Source organism: Saccharothrix mutabilis subsp. mutabilis (assembly GCF_039521145.1).
GTDB lineage: Bacteria > Actinomycetota > Actinomycetes > Mycobacteriales > Pseudonocardiaceae > Actinosynnema > Actinosynnema mutabilis.
In genome coordinates this window covers 125,460-143,473 of the sequence record NZ_BAAABU010000016.1, presented here as the reverse complement: position 1 = coordinate 143,473, position 18,014 = coordinate 125,460, and the positions used below count along the sequence as shown (strand labels likewise).

19 protein-coding genes are annotated in these 18,014 nt (G+C 72.9%); 8 read left to right on the top strand and 11 right to left on the bottom strand.

Going from position 1 to position 18,014, the window contains the following annotated elements; all coding sequences use genetic code 11:
- Positions 1 to 22 precede the first annotated feature (22 nt).
- The 5 genes from ABD126_RS27785 to ABD126_RS27765 form a co-directional block, all read right to left on the bottom strand.
- Positions 23 to 1,384, bottom strand: coding sequence for a GH1 family beta-glucosidase (locus tag ABD126_RS27785; protein WP_343936908.1), 1,362 nt, complete (start codon positions 1,382 to 1,384; stop codon positions 23 to 25).
- A complete protein-coding gene (locus tag ABD126_RS27780; RefSeq protein WP_343936907.1) occupies positions 1,381 to 2,256 on the bottom strand; it encodes a carbohydrate ABC transporter permease in 876 nt (291 codons plus the stop codon). Before ABD126_RS27780 ends, ABD126_RS27785 begins: the two co-directional genes overlap by 4 nt.
- 10 nt (positions 2,257 to 2,266) lie before the next feature.
- Entirely contained in the window at positions 2,267 to 3,190 is a 924-nt protein-coding gene (locus tag ABD126_RS27775; protein WP_343936906.1) for a carbohydrate ABC transporter permease, read from the bottom strand.
- Positions 3,187 to 4,428, bottom strand: coding sequence for an ABC transporter substrate-binding protein (locus tag ABD126_RS27770; RefSeq protein WP_343936905.1), 1,242 nt, complete (start codon positions 4,426 to 4,428; stop codon positions 3,187 to 3,189). The genes ABD126_RS27775 and ABD126_RS27770 overlap by 4 nt, the downstream gene beginning before the upstream one ends.
- A gap of 390 nt (positions 4,429 to 4,818) precedes the next feature.
- Positions 4,819 to 5,409, bottom strand: coding sequence for a MerR family transcriptional regulator (locus ABD126_RS27765; RefSeq protein ID WP_343936904.1), 591 nt, complete (start codon positions 5,407 to 5,409; stop codon positions 4,819 to 4,821).
- Positions 5,410 to 5,816: 407 nt separating this feature from the next.
- Here ABD126_RS27765 and ABD126_RS27760 point away from each other — a divergent pair, with 407 nt between their 5' ends.
- Positions 5,817 to 6,206 (top strand): hypothetical protein, encoded by a 390-nt coding sequence (locus ABD126_RS27760; protein ID WP_343936903.1) that lies wholly within the window; start codon positions 5,817 to 5,819, stop codon positions 6,204 to 6,206.
- A gap of 60 nt (positions 6,207 to 6,266) precedes the next feature.
- Here the strand turns inward: ABD126_RS27760 and ABD126_RS27755 are convergent, their stop codons facing one another.
- The 4 genes from ABD126_RS27755 to ABD126_RS27740 all read right to left on the bottom strand — a co-directional run bounded on the left by ABD126_RS27755 (position 6,267) and on the right by ABD126_RS27740 (position 9,842).
- A complete protein-coding gene (locus ABD126_RS27755; protein ID WP_343936902.1) occupies positions 6,267 to 7,526 on the bottom strand; it encodes an ABC transporter permease in 1,260 nt (419 codons plus the stop codon).
- Complete coding sequence (locus ABD126_RS27750) at positions 7,523 to 8,203, bottom strand: ABC transporter ATP-binding protein (protein ID WP_343936901.1); 681 nt, start codon at positions 8,201 to 8,203, stop codon at positions 7,523 to 7,525. The genes ABD126_RS27755 and ABD126_RS27750 overlap by 4 nt, the downstream gene beginning before the upstream one ends.
- The gene (locus ABD126_RS27745; RefSeq protein ID WP_343936900.1) at positions 8,200 to 9,183 is read right to left on the bottom strand and encodes a peptidoglycan-binding protein; all 984 of its coding nucleotides are present in this window, start codon (positions 9,181 to 9,183) and stop codon (positions 8,200 to 8,202) included. The genes ABD126_RS27750 and ABD126_RS27745 overlap by 4 nt, the downstream gene beginning before the upstream one ends.
- 143 nt (positions 9,184 to 9,326) lie before the next feature.
- Positions 9,327 to 9,842, bottom strand: coding sequence for a hypothetical protein (locus ABD126_RS27740; protein WP_343936899.1), 516 nt, complete (start codon positions 9,840 to 9,842; stop codon positions 9,327 to 9,329).
- A 126-nt stretch (positions 9,843 to 9,968) separates the two neighbouring features.
- Between ABD126_RS27740 and ABD126_RS27735 the strand changes: the two genes are divergently transcribed.
- The 6 genes from ABD126_RS27735 (at position 9,969) to ABD126_RS27710 (ending at position 14,776) form a co-directional block, all read left to right on the top strand.
- Positions 9,969 to 10,628 (top strand): response regulator transcription factor, encoded by a 660-nt coding sequence (locus tag ABD126_RS27735; RefSeq protein ID WP_343936898.1) that lies wholly within the window; start codon positions 9,969 to 9,971, stop codon positions 10,626 to 10,628.
- Between the two features lie 50 nt (positions 10,629 to 10,678).
- Complete coding sequence (locus ABD126_RS27730; protein ID WP_343936897.1) at positions 10,679 to 11,758, top strand: sensor histidine kinase; 1,080 nt, start codon at positions 10,679 to 10,681, stop codon at positions 11,756 to 11,758.
- 118 nt (positions 11,759 to 11,876) lie between these two features.
- On the top strand, positions 11,877 to 12,407 hold the full coding sequence (locus tag ABD126_RS27725) for a hypothetical protein (RefSeq protein WP_343936896.1): 531 nt from the start codon (positions 11,877 to 11,879) through the stop codon (positions 12,405 to 12,407).
- Between the two features lie 103 nt (positions 12,408 to 12,510).
- Complete coding sequence (locus tag ABD126_RS27720) at positions 12,511 to 13,197, top strand: response regulator (RefSeq protein WP_343936895.1); 687 nt, start codon at positions 12,511 to 12,513, stop codon at positions 13,195 to 13,197.
- Positions 13,194 to 14,564 carry a HAMP domain-containing sensor histidine kinase gene (locus ABD126_RS27715; protein WP_343936894.1) on the top strand — a complete coding sequence of 457 codons (1,371 nt, stop codon included), beginning with the start codon at positions 13,194 to 13,196 and terminating at the stop codon, positions 14,562 to 14,564. Before ABD126_RS27720 ends, ABD126_RS27715 begins: the two co-directional genes overlap by 4 nt.
- Entirely contained in the window at positions 14,561 to 14,776 is a 216-nt protein-coding gene (locus tag ABD126_RS27710) for a hypothetical protein (protein WP_343936893.1), read from the top strand. The genes ABD126_RS27715 and ABD126_RS27710 overlap by 4 nt, the downstream gene beginning before the upstream one ends.
- Here the strand turns inward: ABD126_RS27710 and ABD126_RS27705 are convergent, their stop codons facing one another.
- Positions 14,777 to 14,986, bottom strand: coding sequence for a hypothetical protein (locus tag ABD126_RS27705; RefSeq protein ID WP_343936892.1), 210 nt, complete (start codon positions 14,984 to 14,986; stop codon positions 14,777 to 14,779).
- 458 nt (positions 14,987 to 15,444) lie between these two features.
- Here ABD126_RS27705 and ABD126_RS27700 point away from each other — a divergent pair, with 458 nt between their 5' ends.
- The gene (locus ABD126_RS27700; protein WP_343936891.1) at positions 15,445 to 17,178 is read left to right on the top strand and encodes a S9 family peptidase; all 1,734 of its coding nucleotides are present in this window, start codon (positions 15,445 to 15,447) and stop codon (positions 17,176 to 17,178) included.
- Here ABD126_RS27700 and ABD126_RS27695 read toward each other — a convergent pair.
- Positions 17,082 to 17,702 (bottom strand): hypothetical protein, encoded by a 621-nt coding sequence (locus tag ABD126_RS27695; protein ID WP_425542893.1) that lies wholly within the window; start codon positions 17,700 to 17,702, stop codon positions 17,082 to 17,084. The genes ABD126_RS27700 and ABD126_RS27695 overlap by 97 nt on opposite strands.
- Between the last annotated feature and the right edge of the window lie 312 nt (positions 17,703 to 18,014).

Here is an 18,014-nt window from a genome sequence, read left to right as displayed (position 1 = left end):
CGGGCGGCGGCGGCGCGGCCCGTCAGTCGGTCGAACGGCGTTGCCGGGCCAACACCTCCCGGTACCAGTGGTAGCTGGCGCGGGGAGTCCGGTCCTGGGTCTCGTAGTCCACGTGGACCAGGCCGAAGCGGTGCTTGTAGCCGTGCGCCCACTCGAAGTTGTCCAGGAACGACCACACGAAGTACCCGCGCAGGTCCACCCCGGCGGTCATGGCCTCCCGGGCGGCGGCCAGGTGGTCGCGCAGGTAGTCGATGCGCTCCTGGTCGGCGAAGCCGGGGCGGTCGGGGTAGGCGCAGCCGTTCTCGGTGAGGTAGACCGGCGGCAGGTCCGGGTAGCGGTCGCGCAGGCCCAGCAGGGTCTCGGTCAGGCCCGCGGGCTCGACCGGCCAGTTCATCGCCGTGCGCGGCACGTCGGGCAGGCGGGTGGTGTCGATGCCGATGTCGATGGCCGTGCGGGTGGCCGGGTCCGGGTCGCGGTGCGGCGCGTCGGCGACGTGCTGGCGGTAGTAGTAGTTGATGCCGACGTAGTCCAGCGGGACGCCGATGGCCGCCAGGTCGCCGTCGTGTCGGAACGACAGGTCCGTGACGCCGGCGAACACCTCCTCGTAGTCCTCCGGGTAGCGACCGCCGAACAGCGGGTCGGTGAACTGCCTGCGCAGCAGCAGGTCGTGCCGGCGGGCGGCGGCGACGTCGCGCTCGGACGCGGACACCGGCACCGACGGCGACTGGTTGAGCACGATCCCGAACTCGTGCCCCTCGACGCCGCGCATCTCCCGAACGGCCAGGCCGTGCGCCAGCAGCAGGTGGTGCGCGGCGGCCAGAGCGCCGTGCCCCTCGCGGGCGCCCGGCGCGTGCCGTCCCTCGCCGTAGCCGACGATCGAGGACACGTACGGCTCGTTGAACGTGGTCCACTTGGTCACCAGGTCGCCGAGCGCGTCGTGCACGACCGTCGCGTACTCGACGAACCGCATCGCCGTGTCACGCGACCGCCAGCCGCCCCGCTCCTCCAGCGCCTGCGGCAGGTCCCAGTGGTACAGCGTGGGGAACGGCTCGATGCCGCGTTCCAGCAACGCCTCGCACAGCCGCCGGTAGAAGTCCAGGCCGCGCCGCTCCACCAGGCCCGCGCCGGTGGGCTGCACGCGGGGCCACGCCACGGAGAAGCGGTAGGCGTCCACGCCGAGGTCGCCCAGCAGCGCCACGTCCAGGGGCCACCGGTGGTAGTGGTCGCACGCCACGGCCCCGGTGTCCCCGCCCGCGACCGCGCCCGGCACCTCGCAGAACGCGTCCCAGATGGACCGGCCGCGGCCGTCCTCGGCCACCCCGCCCTCGATCTGGTACGAGGACGTGGCCACGCCCCAGCGGAACCCGGAAGGGAAGTCGGTCATCCTTTGAGTGCTCCTTGCATGATCCCGCCCACGATCTGGCGGCCGAACAGGAGGAACACCGCGAGCACCGGCACGGTGCCGATGGTGGCCGCGGTGAGCACGAGGGTGTAGTCGGTCGTGTAGCCGCTGGCCAGTGTGGACAGTGCGGTTTGGACGGTCGGGTTCTCCGGCACCAGCACGACCAGCGGCCAGAAGAAGTCGTTCCACGCCTGCATGAACGTGAACAGCCCCAGCACGGCGGCGGCCGGCCGCGCGGCGGGCAGCACCACGTGCCAGTACAGGCGCAGGGAGCTGCACCCGTCCATCCGGCCGGCCTCCAGCAGCTCGTCGGGGACCGCGCGCTCGAAGTACTGCCGCATGAAGAACACGCCGAACGCCGTGACCAGGCCGGGCACGATCACCGCGTGCACCTCGCCCGCCCACCCGAAGTCGCTCATCATCATGTAGAGCGGGATGACGCCCAACTCGGTCGGGATGGCCTGGGTGGCGATCACCAGCAGCATCAACGCGTTGCGGCCCCGGAAGCGCAGCTTGGCGAAGGCGAACCCGGCCAGCGTGGAGAAGAACACCACCGACAGCGTGATGGTGCCCGACACCACCAACGAGTTCGTCAACGCCAGCGCGAAGTCCGTGGTGTCGAAGACGCGGGCGATGTTGGCGAACAGGTGGCCGCCGGGCACCAGCACCGGCGGCACCTGGTCCACCTTGTCGGGGGTCTGCGACGACACGACCAGCGACCAGTACACCGGGAACGCCGACCCGGCGAGCACCGCGATCAGCGCGGCGTAGGTCCACGGACCGGGCAGCGGCACGGCCCGCCGGCGCCGCACCGGCGGCGCGACGACCGGCGGGCGGTCCAACAGGGTGGTCATGGGTGGCCTCTCAGTCCGTCCGGATGCGGCGCGCCGCGAGGTAGCTCAGGCCGGTGACCAGCACGGTCGCCAGCACCAGCAGCCACGCGATCGCCGAGGCGTAGCCGAAGTCGTACTTCGTGAAGCCCTGCTCGTAGAGGTAGAGCGCCGCGGTCTGGAACTGCCGGTCCGAGCCGCCGGTGGCCGCCGCGGCGCCGGGGTTGAACAGCAGCGGCTCGGCGAGCAGCCGCATGTTGCCGGTCGTGGCGATCACCGTGGAGAAGATGATCTGCGGGCGCAGCATCGGCACGGTGATGCGCCAGAACTGCTGCCACTGGCTCGCGCCGTCCAGCCGGGCCGCCTCGTACACCGAGGTCGGCACGGCCTGCATGGACGCCAGGAAGATCAGCGCGTGGTAGCCGGTCCACCGCCACACCACCATCGCCGCGATGGCGGTGTGCGAACTGGCCGTCCCCGCCTGCCAGTCGACCCGGCCCGCGCCGAACAGCTCCAGCACCCAGTTGACCAGGCCGAAGTCACGGCCGAACAGCTGCGCGAAGATGATCGTCACGGCGGCGACCGAGGTGATGTTGGGCAGCAGCACGCCCATCCGGAACAGCGTGCGGGAGCGGATGCGCCGGTTGAGCAACTGCGCGATCCCCAGGGCGAACAGGATCTGCGGCACGGTGGTGAGCAGCCACAGGCTCACCGTGTTGCCCATGGCGTTCCAGAAGTACGGATCCGCGGTGACGAGCCGGACGTAGTTGCCCAGCCCCACCCACGTGGCCGCGTCGCCGTCGAGCAGGTTGCGGTCGTGCAGGGACACCCAGGCGGTGTAGCCGAGGGGGAACAGGCCGAACACCGCGAACAGCAGGAAGTACGGCGCGATGTAGGCGTAGGGCGCGTACCTGGTGTCCCAGCGGTGGCGGCGTTCCCGCCAGTCCGCGGTCGTCATCCGGCGAGCCGCCCGGCGTCGGCGACGAACTGCGCCCACGACTCGTCCGCGCTCTGCTTGCCCTGCTCGACGCGCTGCATCGCGTTGCCCAGCTCGGTCTGGATGTCACCGGCCTTGGGCCCCTGGTACTGCGGCCGCAACGAGCGGGCGGCCTCGATGAACACCTTGCCGACCGGGGCGTTGTTGAAGAACTCGGAGGTCATCTGGTTGATCGACTGCTCGCCGTAGACCTTGGGCGTGGAGGGCAGCAGGCCCGCGTTGGCGAAGACCTTGGCTTGCTGCTCGGGCGCGGTGAGCCACTTGGCCAGGGCGTGCGCCTTGTCGGTGTTCTTGCCCTGCTTGGGAACCGTCAGGTACGAGCCGCCCCAGTTGCCGCCGCCGCCGGGCACCGCGGCGAGGTCCCACTTGCCCTTGGTGTCGGGCGCCTGGTCCTTGATCTTGGCCATCTGCCAGGCCGGGCAGGCCATGGTGGCGAACTGGCCCTGCTTGATGCCGGTGTTCCACTGCGGGGTGCTGAACAGCAGGCCCGCCGACAGGCCGTCGGCGACGGCCCCGGTGACGAGGTTCCACCCCTTGCGCAGGTCGGCGTTCTCGCCCACGACGATCCGGTCGGTCTTGTCGTAGTAGCCGACCGGCGCCTGCCCGACGATGGCGTTGAGCACGGTCGGTCCGCCGTCGAAGAACTTGACGCCCTGCGGCGCGGAGGCCTGGAACCGCCGCCCGGTCTCCACGAACTTCTCCCACGTGGGCCAGGACGCGCTCACCGCGTCGCGGTCGGCGGGCAACCCGGCCTGCTCGAACAGGTCGCGCCGGTAGCAGATGGCCAGGCCGCCCACGTCGGTGCCGTACCCGATCTGCGTGCCGTCCTTGGCCAGCGAGGCCTCCCACTTCCACGCCAGCCACTGGTCCTTGAGCCCCTGGTCGAGCGCGACGAACTTCTCCGGGTTCTGCTTGAACTGGTTGACGTACCCGGTGTCCACGGCCTCGATGTCGGCCGCGCCGTTGCCGGTGGCCAGGTGCGCGGCGAGGTTCTTGTGGTGGTCGGAGTAGGAGGCGGTCCGGTCGGTGATGTCGATGTCGGGGTGGTCTCGCTCGTACTCCTCGAACAGCTGCTGGTAGCCGAAGTTGCCGAACAACCCGATGGCGATCCGGGTCTTGCCGTCCCCCGCTCCCCCGCAGCCCGCGACCAGGCTCCCGACGAGCAGCGCCGCGCCGACCAGTGGCCCGGTACGTCCCATTTCCGGCCCCTTCCGTTTTTCGGGCACGCCGGACACCCGTTTCGAGAAGTGGGCTTTCCGACGAATGCGGCCGGATCTCGCTCCGGCCCGGTTGGTGCCTCACATGACAGCCGTTTCACGCTCGGACCGTCAAGTAACGAAGAGGTAACCCGGCCCGGCGGGGTGCTGCGCGTTTCCGCAGGTAGTGGCACATCCGAGCTGGTCAGCGGAGTCTCGGTGGCCGATGTAACCGGTTACAAAGCGGGTGGCCGGCGCGGGCGGGCGGAGAGTCGGGCCCCGGCCGTGATCGGAACGGCGTCCAGGGGCGGGCGAGAACGCGGTTCCGATGGGCGGGAGATCGTTTCGCGGAGAAGTCGACGCGCTTTCAGGACAACGCGGGGCGGAACGGTGTCAGTTGTCGCGGGTGGGCGTCGTGCAGCCGAGGGTGCGCCTTATCCGGGCGCGCACGACTTCGAGCACGAGATCGGCCAGGTCGTCTGGCACGGTCGGTTTGGCCAAATTCGCGCACGCCGTGGACCGGCGGACCGCTTCGACCGCTTTGTCCACGTGCGGCGCGACCGCGTCGGCCATTTCCGCGAGCAGCCCGAGCGCGTGGGCCACCGAAGTGCCCCGGCCGCCCGCGGCGAAGACCGCGCGGACCGCGTGGACCTCGACCGTGCCGTCCGGGTGCTGCGAGATGATCCCGCTCTCCACGCCGGCCGCCAGCAGGTCCGGTTTGCCGCGCAGCGCCTCGGCGACGGCCGGTCCGACCGGCACGACCTGCCCCAGCGTGGCGTCGGGCTCCAGCAGCGCGCCCACCGCGTCCAGGGACAGGCCCCGCCGCTGGAGCCACAGGACCTGCCGCATGCGGGTGAGGTGGTCGTCGAGGTAGTGCGGCGTGCGGCCGATCCGCACCGGCGGCGGGAGCAGGCCGCGCGCGTGGTAGGAGCGGATCGTGCGCGCGGACAGCCCTATTTTTGCGGAGAATTCACCCGCATTCATCAGTCGGGGTCCGTCGGTCCTGCGCCGGGCCGACCGGACGTGTGCCACCAGAGTCGCTTCGTGCACTGCAGTCCCCCTTTCAGCCGTGCAAACTCGCGCCCTCCCGGGGGGAACCCGACGAAAACCCCACACGCTGCGCGATACATTGTTCGGCGTCAGTGTGCCACCGGCGCGATAAGCAAATCATAAGTTGGCTGTTCGCCACCCCTTCGGTCTAGCGGGACCCGAGTGGGCGGCAGCCTTCTCTTCCAGGACTTCCCGGCCGGGCGATCGCGTGCTATGCGCGAAAACGGCGGCTAAAGCGATGTCAGCCGGCAGTCTTCGCTTCCATTCCTCTCGATCCGCGTCCGGTGCGACAGATGCTGCATGGCGTCCGAACCACCCACGAGAGGAAAGACAGGCCGCCGATGTCCGAAACACCCACGTTCACCGCGCACCGCGGGCTGAGACTGTTCGCGATCGCCTTCGTGTTCCTCGCCGCCACGCTGGGCCTGGCCCAGACCGCGTCGGCCGCACCCGCCCCCGCGCCGCAGGCGGCGGTCCAGGCGCTCGCCGCCGCCCCGCAGGACGCGTCGGGCCCCAGCGTCGCCGCGTCGTGGAGCTGCACCACCTACTTCTACTCCAACGCGATCGACCGCTACTGCACCGTCTACTCCGGTTACCTCCGCTCCTACATCTCGTGCAGCAACGGCTGGACCTACTACTCGCCGTGGGTCGGCCCCGGCCGCTGGCGCATCCTCCAGATCTGCCCGAGCGGCACCTACCGCACCGGTTCGGGCGTCCAGACCGTCGGCTGATCCGGCGGCGGAACCCCACGGGGCCCCGGCGACCACGGTCGTCGGGGCCCCGGCCCGTCCTCACACGTCGGCCAGGGCGGCGGCCGGTGCGAGCCGCGCGGCCCGCACCGCCGGGTACACCCCGGCCAGCACGCCGATCACGACCGCCGCGCCGACCCCGCCGACCAGCACCGGCACCGGCAGCACGGCGGGCCAGCCCTGGCTGACCGCGTAGGCCGCGGTGACCGCCGTGCCCAGCAGCACGCCGATCCCGCCGCCCAACCCGGCCAGCAACGCCGACTCGGCCAGGAACTGCGTGCGCACCTGGCCGCGCGTGGCGCCCAACGCGCGGCGCAACCCGATCTCGCGCCGCCGCTCCAGCACCGAGATGACCATCGTGTTCGCCACGCCGATGCCGCCCACCAGCAGGGCGATCCCGCCCAGTCCGAGGAACAGCGCCGAGTACGCCCGTTCGGTGAGCCGCTGCGCGGCGAGCGCGTCCGAGGGCCGGCTCACCAGCACCTCGTTGGGGCGCGCGGGGTTCGCGGTGCGGCCGAGCACCGACTTGACCGCCTCCAGGGCGTGGTCGCGCACCCGGACGTAGATCAGGCCGGGGTGCCCGTCGAACCCGAGGTAGCGCTGCGCCGCCGCCCACCCGACCAGGGCCGACCCGTCGACCTCCGGGGCGAGCGCCACCGGCTCCAGCACGCCGACCACCCGGAAGGGCCGGTCGTCGATCCACACCAGCGGCGCGGGCCGGTCGGCCGCCAGGGACACACCGAGCTGGTGCGCGGCCCGGTCGCCGAGCACCACGGTCGGGTACTCGGCCCCGCCGGGCGACAGGAACGTCCCCGCCCGCACCCGGCCGCGCAGCACCTGCAACAGGTCGAGCCGGCTCGCGGACACGCGGATGCCGCCGGTCTCCTCCGCCGGCACCTGGTCGCTGCGCCGCACCGAGGCCGTCGTGACCCCGGTGGCGCTGACCGCCTCCACCGGCGCGATCCGGCCGATCATGGCCACCGACTCGGTCGGCAGCTTGGCCTTGGCGGCGCTGAACAGGTCGTTGCCGGGCGCGACGGTGAGCAGGTTCGGGCCCAGCGCGGCGATCTGCTCGCGCAGCGCGGCCTGGTTGGACGCCGGGACGCCGACCACGGCGACCAGCGCGCCGATCCCGATCGCGATGCCCAGCGCGGCGAGAACCGTCCGCGCCATCCGCGTGCGCAACCCGACCGTGCCCAGCCGGGCGACGTCGGCGAGGCTCAGCCGCGTGGCGCGGGGCGGCGGGGTGCTCGCCGCGTCGGCCGGGTCCGGGTGCGGGGTGCGGGGCGGCGGGGCGGTCATCGCCGCCACCCCGTGTCCAGCCGGACCCGCCCGTCCAGCACCTCGATGCGCCGCGGCGACGACCCCGCCACCGCCGGGTCGTGCGTGATCAGCACGACCGTCGTGCCCTCGGCGTTGAGGTCGCGCAACAGCGCCAGCACCTCGCCGCCGGAGGTCGAGTCGAGGTTGCCGGTGGGTTCGTCGGCGAGCACCACCACCGGCCGGTTCACCACCGCGCGGGCGATCGCGACCCGCTGCTTCTCCCCGCCGGACAGCTCCGCCGGCAGGTGGTCGGCGCGGTGCGCGAGCCCGACCCGCGCCAGCGCACCGTCCGCCGCCCGGCCCCGCTCCCGCGCCGGCACCCCCCGGTACACCAGGGCCGCCACCACGTTCTGCCGCGCGGTGAGCCCCTCCACCAGGTGGAACTGCTGGAACACGAACCCGATCCACGACGCCCGCAGCGCCGACAGCCGCCGGTCCGGCAGGCCGCCGACGTCGTGGCCGTTGACCAGGACCCGCCCGGTCGTGGGCCGGTCCAGCGTGCCGAGCAGTTGCAGCATCGTGGACTTGCCCGACCCGGACGGCCCGACGATCGCCACCAGCTCCCCCGCCGCGACCCGCACCGACGCCTCGCGCAGCGCCACCACCCCGCCGGGGTGCACCTTCGACACCCCGTCCAGCTCCAGGATCGCCGTCACGCCGTCGTCACCACCTCTTGGCCCTCGGCCAACCCCTCGCCGGACACCTCGACCAACCCCGCGGCGAACAGGCCCGGCGTCACCGGCACCAGCCGCCGCCCGTCCACCAGCTCGACCGCGTACCCGCCCTCGGCCAACGCCACCAACGCCTGCACCGGCACCGCGAGCACCCCTTCCCTCCGCTCGCCGGACAGCACGACCCGCACCCGGCCCGACTCGGGCGCGGCGGCCGGGTCGTCCAGGGCGACGGTGAGCAGCAGGGTGCCGCCGTCCTTGGCGTCGGCCTTCTCCGCGACCGCGCGGACCTTCCCCGGCGCGGTCCGCCGGTCGGGCAGCACCACGTCCACCTTCGCCCCGGCGACGGCGTAGGGCCGCCGCGAGTCGGCCAGTTCGACCGAGACGAGCCGTTCGACCCCGGTCACCGTCATCAGGTCGGCCTCGCCGGGAGCGCCCAGCCGCGCGGTCAGCGCGTGCACCCGCACCGCGCCCGGCAGCACCAGCACGTCACCCGGGGCGAGCACGCCGTCCACGGCCAACCCGGCGGCCTTCTCCCACTTGCGCAACGCCCGCGCGGTGCCGGCGGTGAACTTGTCGTCCGGGGTGGAGTCGGCGTGGCCGAGCGCGGCGAGGTTCTCCTCCAGCACCAGCACGTCCGGGCCGGCCGGGACGCCCTCGCGCAACTCCCGGTACAGCGGGGTCGCGCCGAACAGCACCGGCACGGCGACCGCGTCCACGGCGTAGAGCGCTTCACCGCGGCCGACCTGCCGGCCGGGTTCGGGCAGCCAGGTAATGGTGCCGGCGCGGCGGCCGGTGATCGCGGTGGCGGGGCCGTGGCCGAGTTCGCCGTCCACCTGGACGCGGTCCACCAGGTCGGTCCGGGTGACCTTGGCCGTGGCGGGCGGACGCGCGGGCGCCGCCGGCTCGGGGTCGGCCCCCGTCGCCGACCGCGTGGCCACGACGACCCCGGCGGTGGCCGCCACCAGGAGCACCGCGGCGGCGGCCCACACCCGCCGCCGACGCCGCCGCCGAACCGCTCCCGGCCCCGCCCCGCGCTCAAGCCCCGCGCTCGGTCCCGCCTCGCGATCGCGCCCCGCACCCGCTCCGGAGCCCGGCCCCGGATCGGTCACCGCGGGCTCCCCGACACGACCCCGCCGGTCTGCCGCGAGCAGTCCGCCATCTTCTCGCGCGTCGCCGGGTCGTCCACGTCCAACCCTTCCGGCAACGGCGTGACGCCTTCGCCACCGCCCTTGTTCGGATCCGGGTCGGGGTAGTCCACACCCTTTTCCCGCATGCATTTCGCGAAATCGCGCGCCTGCCGCAACGCTTCCTCGCCCGGCGGTTTCGGCGCGCCGCCGTCGGGCAGGTGCGCGCGGCACTTCTCCAGCGCTTCGCGCTGCGCGCGCTGGTCGGCGGGGCTGGCGGAGCCCTGCGTGCTGCCCCTCCCCTCCTCGTCCGGCGTGCCGCCGAGTTCGAGGTCGACCCCGTTCTCCTTCATGCACTTGGTGAACTCGTCCTGGCCGCCGGCCGGTGGCGCGGCCGACGACGACCCGGACACCGAGGCGACCTCGGGCTCGCGGTCCGCGTTGCCGCAACCGGCGGTCAGGACCGCGCAGGCCACGCCGAACGCCAATACAGCCATTCGGGCATTCATGGTTCGCCTCCCGGTGTGAATGAGCGGTATCGCTGTTGTACCGGGAGCACTATCTGTGGGCCGTAAGGGTCGTCCTTATGGCGTGCTTATAGGCAGTTGCGCACAATGGCAGCCATGCGCGTTCTGGTGGTGGAGGACGAGGTGCTGCTCGCGGAAGCGATCGCCGAGGGCCTGCGCCAGCAGGCGATGGCCGTGGACGTGTGCTTCGACGGCGCCGACGCGCAGGACCGGGTGGCGCTCACGACCTACGACGTGGTGGTGCTCGACCGCGACCTGCCGACCGTGCACGGCGACGAGGTGTGCCGCACGATCGTGGCCGGCGGGTGGGACACGCGGGTGATCATGCTGACCGCGGCCCGCAACGTGATGGAACGCGTGCACGGCCTCGGGCTGGGCGCGGACGACTACCTGACCAAGCCGTTCGCGCTGGCCGAGCTGGTGGCGCGGGTGCAGGCGCTGGGCCGGCGGGCGCGGCCCGCGGTGCCGCCGGTGCTGCGCTGGCGGGACGTCGAGATGAACGTGCCGCGCCACCAGGTGCTGCGCGAGGACCGCTTCGTCCACCTGTCCCGCAAGGAGTTCGCGGTGCTGGAGGTGCTGATGCGGGCGGAGGGCGCGGTGGTGAGCGCCGAGGAGCTGTTGGAGCGCGCATGGGACGAGCACGTCGACCCGTTCACCAACGCGGTGCGGGTGACGATCATGACGCTGCGCAAGAAGCTCGGCGCGCCGGCGGTGATCCGGACGGTGCCGGGCGTGGGGTACCAGCTGGCGGACTGAGACGCGGGCGGTTCACCGTCCGCACCAGGCTGTCCCTGCTCATCGCGGTGATGCTGCTGGGCAGCGGCGCGCTGCTGCTGGGCGTGAACTACCTGCTGGTGCGCGGCGCGCTGCCGGTGCCCACCGAACCGCCGTCGGCGAGCCCGCCCCCGCAGACCGGCGCGGTGCAGGTGTCGCCGGACACCGCCGTGACCGGGTCGCAGGTGCAGGAGGTCAACGTCGGGCAGTACCGCGCCGACGTGCTCAACACGCTGCTGGTGCAGTCGGGGGTCGCGCTGGCGGCGTCGGCGGTGATCGCGCTGCTGCTGGGCCGGTTGGCGGCGGCGGGGATGCTGCGACCGGTGCACGAGGTGGTCGCCACCGCGCGCCGGCTGGGCGCGGACGACCTGCACCGGCGCATCGGGTTGCGCGGACCGAAGGACGAGCTGACCGAGTTGGCCGACACGTTCGACCAGATGCTGGGCCGGTTGGAGCGGTCGTTCGACAGCCAACGCCGTTTCGTCGCCAACGCCTCCCACGAGCTGCGCACCCCGCTGGCGACGCAGCGGACGCTGGTGGAGGTGGCGCTGTCGCGGCCCGGGGAGAACGCCCCGCTGCGCGAGCTGTGCGAACGGCTGCTGGTCATGAACGCGCGCAGCGAGGCCCTGATCGAGGGCCTGCTGGTGCTGGCCGGCAGCGACCGGGGCCTGGAACGGCCCGAGGACGTGCGCCTGGACCAGGTCGTCGCCAGGGTCCTGGCGGCCCACGCGCGTCAGCTCGCGACAGCGGGCATCGCGGTCCGGTCGTCGCTGGCGCCGCGGGTGGTGCGCAGCGAACCGGTGCTGCTGGAACAACTCGTGACCAACCTGGTGGACAACGCGATCAAGTACAACGACGGCGGCGAGATCGTCGTGCGGGTGGACGCCTCGCCCGCGCTGGAGATCGCCAACACCGGCCCGGAGGTGCCGCCGGACCGGGTGCAGAGCCTGTTCGAACCGTTCGTGCAGCTGCGCCGGGAACGCCTGGCCACCAGCCAGGGCGTCGGCCTGGGCCTGTCCATCGTGGCCTCGATCGCCCGAGCCCACGGCGGCGCCGCCCGCGCCACCCCGCGCTCCGGCGGCGGCCTGGTGGTCGCGGTCACCCTGCCCTGACCCCGCGCCGGCGAACCGCGGAGACGCTGCCGACCACCGGCACGACGACCCAGCCCGATTGCGCCCCGAGCGGGTGACTCCGCATGCCGACGCGGCACGCGGGTGGTACTTGGACTGGATGGATTTCCCGAGCGACGAAGACCGGTCCCCGGCGACGGCGAGCCGGCGTGCGCTGCGCCTGTGGCGGGCTTACGCGTACCGCGACCCCGAGCTGGTCGCCACCCTGCTCGACGGCCTCGACACCGGCCAGGTCGAGCAGGTGGCCGTGGCGCAGGTCGCCGAGTACAACGACGCCCTGCGCACGCTGGCCGGGCGCAGGGCCGGGCTGCCCGCCGTGCTCGGCGAGATCGACCGGGTCGCCGCGACCGCCCCGCCCGAGCTGGAGTTCGCGATCACCACCGCCGTCCGCGCGGTCACCGGCGGCGCGATGGACATGGGAGCGGCGCTGCGCGGCCTGCGCCCCGTAGGCCGCGCGCACGCCCTGGCCATCTGCATCACGGCCGCGAACATCGCCGTCCACGGCCGGGCGCACTACCAGAACACCCTCGACGCCCTCGACGGCACGCGCCCCGCCACCCGGCCCTCCGCGACACCGCCCGGCTGCCTGCCCGACGGCCGCTACCTGCTGCCCCGGCCGCCCGCCGGGTGAGGCCGACGGCGCGCGGGGCGACCTTGCGATCGCCTTGCGATCCGGCCCCACCGGGACGGCCACCGCCGGCCGGCGCCACCCGGGCGGGGAGAATCGACGCGCCATGAACTACTCCGTACTGCTCGTCGAGGACGACGAACACATCCGGCAGGCCCTGGGCCTGGCGCTGGGCGACGAGGGCTTCACCGTGACCGACGCCGTCTCCGGCGAGGCCGCGCTGGACCTGCTCACCCGCGAGGACCCCGACGTCGTCCTGCTCGACCTGATGCTGCCGGGTGTGGACGGCCTGGAGGTGTGCCGCACCCTGCGCGCCCGCGGCGACCTGCCGATCATCATCGTGACCGCCCGCGCCGACGCCTCGGACGTCATCGCCGGTCTCGAAGCGGGCGCGGACGACTACGTGACCAAGCCGCTGATGGCCAGCGTGCTGGCCGCCCGCATCCGCGCCCTGCTGCGCCGCCGGGGCGCCGCCGACCGCACCGACGAGGTGCTGCGGGTGGGCGAGTTGGAGGTGCGGCCCGAGGTCGGCAGGGTCTACCGCGGCGGGGTCGAGGTCCACCTCACCCGCACCGAGTTCCGGCTGCTGGTGGAACTGGTGTCGGCCGCCGGGCGGATCGTGACCCGGGAGCAGCTGCTGCAGAAGGTCTGGGGCTACGACTACTACGGCGACACGCGCCTGCTCGACGTCCACATCCGCCGGCTGCGCCGCAAGGTCGAACCCGACCCGGACGACCCGACGCTCGTGCGCACCGTGCGCGGCGCCGGCTACCAGGTCGGGATGCTCCCGTGAACCCGCTGTCGCGGCTGTCGCTGCGCTGGCGGGTGGCGCTGGTGCTGGGCCTGGGTTCGCTGCTGATCACCAGCGCCATCGCGGTCGCGATCTGGAACCTGACCTCGGGGTACATGCTGCGCCAGCGCGAGCAGAGCGGGGTGCGGCAGGCGGAGGTCAACGCGCGGCTGATCGGCGAGTCGCTGCGGGCCGGCTCCACCGGCCTGGACGAGCTGCTCACCGGCCTGACCACCGGACCGGAGTCCACCGTGCTGCTGTTCCACGCGGGCCGCGTGGTCACCAGCGGGCGGCAGGTCGAGCCGACCGTGCTGCCCGACCGGCTGCTGGACCTGGGCCGCCGGGGCGCCCCCGCCGCCCAGCGGCTGGTCGTCGACGGTGTCCCGGTGCTCGCCGTTGTGCTGCCGATCACCTCCGCGCGCGCCACCTACGTCGAGCTGGCGCCCATGCTGCAACTGGACCGCACGCTGCGGTTCCTCAGCGGGCTGCTGGTCGCGGGCACCGTCCTGAGCGGGCTGCTCGGCGTCGCGCTCGGCGTGTGGGCCAGCGGACGGGCCCTGCGCCCGCTCACCGCGCTGACCGGGGCCGCGTCCCGGATCGCGGGCGGCGACCTGCGCGCCCGGCTGCCCGACCAGGCCGACCCGGACCTCAAGCCGCTGGCGGCGACGTTCAACGCCACGGCCGACGCGCTGGAGCGGCGGGTGCTGCGCGACGCCCGCTTCGCCGGGGACGTCAGCCACGAACTGCGCTCGCCGCTGACCACGATGGTCAACGCCACGGCGGTGCTGGCGCGGCGGCGCGCCGAGATCCCCGGGCCCGCCGGGAAGGCCGTCGACCTGCTGGCCTCCGAGGTGGACCGGTTCGCCCGCATGGTCGTGGACCTGCTGGAGATCTCCCGCACCGACCAGCGGGTGGACGACACCGCGCTGGAGACCATCGACCTGGGTTCGCTGGTGCGCAACGTGGTCGCCGCCCGCCCCGGGCCGGCCGTCCCGGTCGCCACCGACCAGCCGCCGCCGCAGGTGGTGGGCGACCGCCGCCGGCTGGACCGGGTGGTCAACAACCTGCTGGACAACGCCGAGCGGCACGCGGGCGGGGCGGTGGGCATCGCCGTGCGGCGGCGCGACGGCCGTGCCCGGCTGGAGGTGGACGACGCGGGCCCGGGTGTCCCGCCGGACGTGCGGGGGCGCATCTTCGAGCGGTTCGACCGCGGCAGCCGGGCGGGCAGCCGGGGCGGCGACACCGGCAGCGGGCTGGGTCTCGCGCTGGTGGCGCAGCACGTGCGGCTGCACGGCGGCAGCGTCGGTGTCGAGGAGCGGCCGGGCGGCGGCGCCCGGTTCACCGTGGAGATCCCGGAGGCCCGCCCATGAGGACCGCCGTGCTGGCGGCCGTGCTGCTCGGCGTGGCGGCGGGCGGGCTGACGGCGTGCGGGGTGACGGCCCAGGACGAGCCGCAGCCGCTCACCACGTCCCCGGCCGGCCCCGCGCCCACCCCGACGCTGACCCGACGCCCCGACCCGAGCACCACGCCGTCGTCCACGCCGTCGTCCGCTCCCCCGACGACTCCCGGTCCCGCGGGCTGATCACCACCGGCCGGCGCCGGTCGGCGCGCACCGCTCGCAGACGTGCGGCCCCACCGGGCGGTCGCGGCCCCGCCACCCGGCCTCCACCGCGTGGGTCCACAGCACCAGCCACTCCAGCGGCGACGGGTGCTCGACGGCGAAGGCGCGACCGCAGTCGTCGCAGATCAGCAGGGGTGAGCGGGTGCCGTCGGCAGGGGGGATCGCGGTCACAGCGGCAGGTGTCGACTTTCTCACGGGGCAGGGCGCACCAGGACCCTGGCACGGCACCGGCCCCATCGTGGCGGTGACAGGCGTCGGCGAACCTTGCGATCGCCTTGCGATCCGCGCCGCTCATCCCCGGCGGGCCCGGCGCAGGAGCGCCGGCTTTTCTGCACCTCGACTGGCCGGGCGCGTTGGGGTGTTGCACCGTCGGTGTGGCTGCACGTCTGGGCCGAGTGTGCCGAGCGCAGTGACTCGTCCACGTGGTGCGCTGTTGACGTTGGCACACTGATCACATGACAGGTTTGACGGCTGAACTCGTGGTCGAGGGTTGCGTCCCGCAGACACCGGCTCTCGCTCCGAACGGGCACCTGCTCTGCTACGTCCTCGCCCCCATCAGCCGAATCGGTGACCACCTCGACACCGCACTCTGGCTGGCCGACATCAACGGCGACGGTGTGTGGAGTCGGGTGACCGCCGACACCGCGACGGAGTCCAAGCCCCGCTGGTCCGCGGACTCGCGCACGCTGTATTTCCTGTCCGACCGCGCCGAGCGTGACAGCCCGCAGCTGCACCGGCTCACCCCCGCCGACGGCGTGGTGATCGCGTTGACCCGCTGGCGCGCCGGCATCATCGACCACCTGCCGCTCGCTGATCCCAACCTGATCGCGCTGCTCGCCAACGACGAGCCCACCGAGCAGGACATGCGCCGCGCCCGGGACCGCGACGACGCCGTTGTCGTCGGCGAAAGCGAACCGCGCGCCCGGTTGCGCCTGCTCGACCTGCGCACTGGCCAGGTCACCACCCCGAGCGTGTTCGACGGCCGGCACGTTGTGGAACTGCGGCAACGACCCGACGGTGGCCCGCTCGCCGTGCTCACCCAGGCCAGCGCCGACAAGGACTACGGCCCCCGCAGCGGCCAGTTGCACCTGTTCGACCCCGCCACGGGGACCGCGGAGGACCTCGGACCGGTCGAGGTCGACGCACAATCCCTGGCCTGGTGGCCGGCTGAAGACGGTTGGCACCTCGGTTACGTCGCCCTCACCCCACCGGTCCTCCACGCCGGCACCGCCGTGTTCGACCTGGCTATGGGCAGCCGCGTCCGCCGCAACCGCACCGCCGACCTGCCGATGTGCCCCCTCGAACTGTGCCAGACCGACGCCGCCCCGCTGGTGGTCTTCGCCAACGGCCTGAACACGACCCTGGCCCGGCTCGACCCCGACGGTCCCACGCCGCTGTCGCAGCACCCCGGCCACCTCGACGCCCTCACCACCACTCCAGCAGGCACGACGATCGCGGCACTGACCGGCACCCGTCACCAACCCACGAACGTTCATGTTGGGCCACCGACCGGGCCGCTGCGAAAGATCACGGACACCCGCCCCGAACTGGACGGCATCACGTTCGGTACCCAGCGACCGCTGGCCTATCGAGCCGCCGACGGTCTCGATCTGGACGGTCTGCTCGTACTGCCGGCCGGGAAATCCGCTTCGGACGGCCCTTTCCCGCTCGTCACGATCGTGCACGGTGGCCCCGACGACCGGTACGCCGATCGCCTCCAGTTGTTCTCGTTCCACAGTGCACGGCCACAATGGCTGGCCACCGCCGGATACGCGGTGTTCCTGCCCAACCCGCGCGGCGGCCAGGGCCACGGCCACGAGTTCGCGGCCAGCGTCGCGGGCAGGGTCGGCCGGGAGGAATGGACCGACATCCTGACCGGCATCGACCTGCTCATCGCCGAGGGCATCGCCGACCCCGACCGACTGGGCATCGCCGGCGGCAGCCACGGCGGATTCATGGCCGCCTGGGCGATCGGGCAGACAAACCGGTTTCGCGCCGCGCTGGTCGACGCGGGTATCACCGACTGGGGGATGCTCGCCGCGACCGGGGAGCACGGCCGGCTCGACGGCGCGCTGAGCGGCAGCATCGGATGGGAGGGGATCGGCCCACACCCGCACGACGCGGTCAGCCCGGTCTCCTTCGCCAGCCGCGTCCGCACCCCGGTGCTCATCCTGCACGGCGCCGAGGACACCAACGTCCCGCTCGGCCAAGCCGTGTACTTCCACCGGGCACTGCGCCACTTCGGCGCCGAGCACGAGTTCGTGATCTACCCCAGGGAAGGCCACTCGATCCGGGAACGCAACCACCAACTCGACATCCTGCATCGCACCCGTGCCTGGTTCGACCGCTGGCTCCAGCCCTGACCGGAGATGCCTGGTCCTGGCGTCGTTGTCCCCACACTGACGGCTGCAAGGAGCAAAGGCGGTCTCGGACAGACCGTGCCGCAAGAGGTGCTCGTCCACTTTCTCCGTGGATGTGACGTGGCTGCTGGTTGAGGAGGTGCGGCTCTTTCGTTCGCCTCCTTGGAAGTTGGGATGCCGAGGTTGACGGCGGGTCGGCGGAGCCGACGTTGGGTGTCGTCGCGCTTGGCGCGCAGGAAGGTGAGGGTCATGTCGATACCCTCGATCTCGCCGCCCCAGCCTTCGGCCTGTGCGCGCGTGCGGCGGGCGAGCAAGTCGGTTTCGAGTTCGTCGAGCCGGGCAAGCATCTTGGGGTTGGCGTGCAGCATCGGGCAGCGGATGCAGGCGTGTTCGTGCTGGCAGGGCGTGCCGTAGGGGCGCCCGCAGGAGCCGAGCTCGACCTTGCGCTTGTCGAAGACGGCGACGTAGCCGCGGGTGGTTTGGATGTTGAGGTGGCCGAGCAGAGCTGCGCCGATGTGGATGGGCAGGCCGCTGTTGACCAGCTCGGTGGCGAAGATGCGGCGGAAGTCGTGCGGTGTGAACCAGGTCGTGCCGAAGCCCGGGTGCTGCTCGGCCAGCTCGTCGCAGCGCCGTTTGATCCTGTTCAGGACGGTGCCTCCGGTTCACCAGCGGGCCTCGACCGTGATGGCCGTGGTACTCGTAGAACCCGCTCACCGAGGACAGCGCATGGTTGATCGTCGTGCGGGCGCAACCGGCCGCGAGCGTCGGCTTGCCGGTCCGCGGATTGATCCCGCCGGGCCCGGCAGTGCACAGTGTGCTCCGTCGGCCGCCGCGGGTTC

Bases quoted from the DNA above. Each gene is read 5' to 3' on its own strand.
- ABD126_RS27770 (WP_343936905.1), bottom strand. From the start codon at position 4,428: ATGGGACGTACCGGGCCACTGGTCGGCGCGGCGCTGCTCGTCGGGAGC.
- ABD126_RS27765 (WP_343936904.1), bottom strand. From the start codon at position 5,409: ATGAATGCGGGTGAATTCTCCGCAAAAATAGGGCTGTCCGCGCGCACG.
- ABD126_RS27710 (WP_343936893.1), top strand. From the start codon at position 14,561: ATGAGGACCGCCGTGCTGGCGGCCGTGCTGCTCGGCGTGGCGGCGGGC.
- ABD126_RS27735 (WP_343936898.1), top strand. From the start codon at position 9,969: ATGCGCGTTCTGGTGGTGGAGGACGAGGTGCTGCTCGCGGAAGCGATC.
- ABD126_RS27730 (WP_343936897.1), top strand. From the start codon at position 10,679: ATGCTGCTGGGCAGCGGCGCGCTGCTGCTGGGCGTGAACTACCTGCTG.
- ABD126_RS27720 (WP_343936895.1), top strand. From the start codon at position 12,511: ATGAACTACTCCGTACTGCTCGTCGAGGACGACGAACACATCCGGCAG.
- ABD126_RS27775 (WP_343936906.1), bottom strand. From the start codon at position 3,190: ATGACGACCGCGGACTGGCGGGAACGCCGCCACCGCTGGGACACCAGG.
- ABD126_RS27760 (WP_343936903.1), top strand. From the start codon at position 5,817: ATGTCCGAAACACCCACGTTCACCGCGCACCGCGGGCTGAGACTGTTC.
- ABD126_RS27725 (WP_343936896.1), top strand. From the start codon at position 11,877: ATGGATTTCCCGAGCGACGAAGACCGGTCCCCGGCGACGGCGAGCCGG.
- ABD126_RS27780 (WP_343936907.1), bottom strand. From the start codon at position 2,256: ATGACCACCCTGTTGGACCGCCCGCCGGTCGTCGCGCCGCCGGTGCGG.
- ABD126_RS27740 (WP_343936899.1), bottom strand. From the start codon at position 9,842: ATGGCTGTATTGGCGTTCGGCGTGGCCTGCGCGGTCCTGACCGCCGGT.
- ABD126_RS27755 (WP_343936902.1), bottom strand. From the start codon at position 7,526: ATGACCGCCCCGCCGCCCCGCACCCCGCACCCGGACCCGGCCGACGCG.
- ABD126_RS27785 (WP_343936908.1), bottom strand. From the start codon at position 1,384: ATGACCGACTTCCCTTCCGGGTTCCGCTGGGGCGTGGCCACGTCCTCG.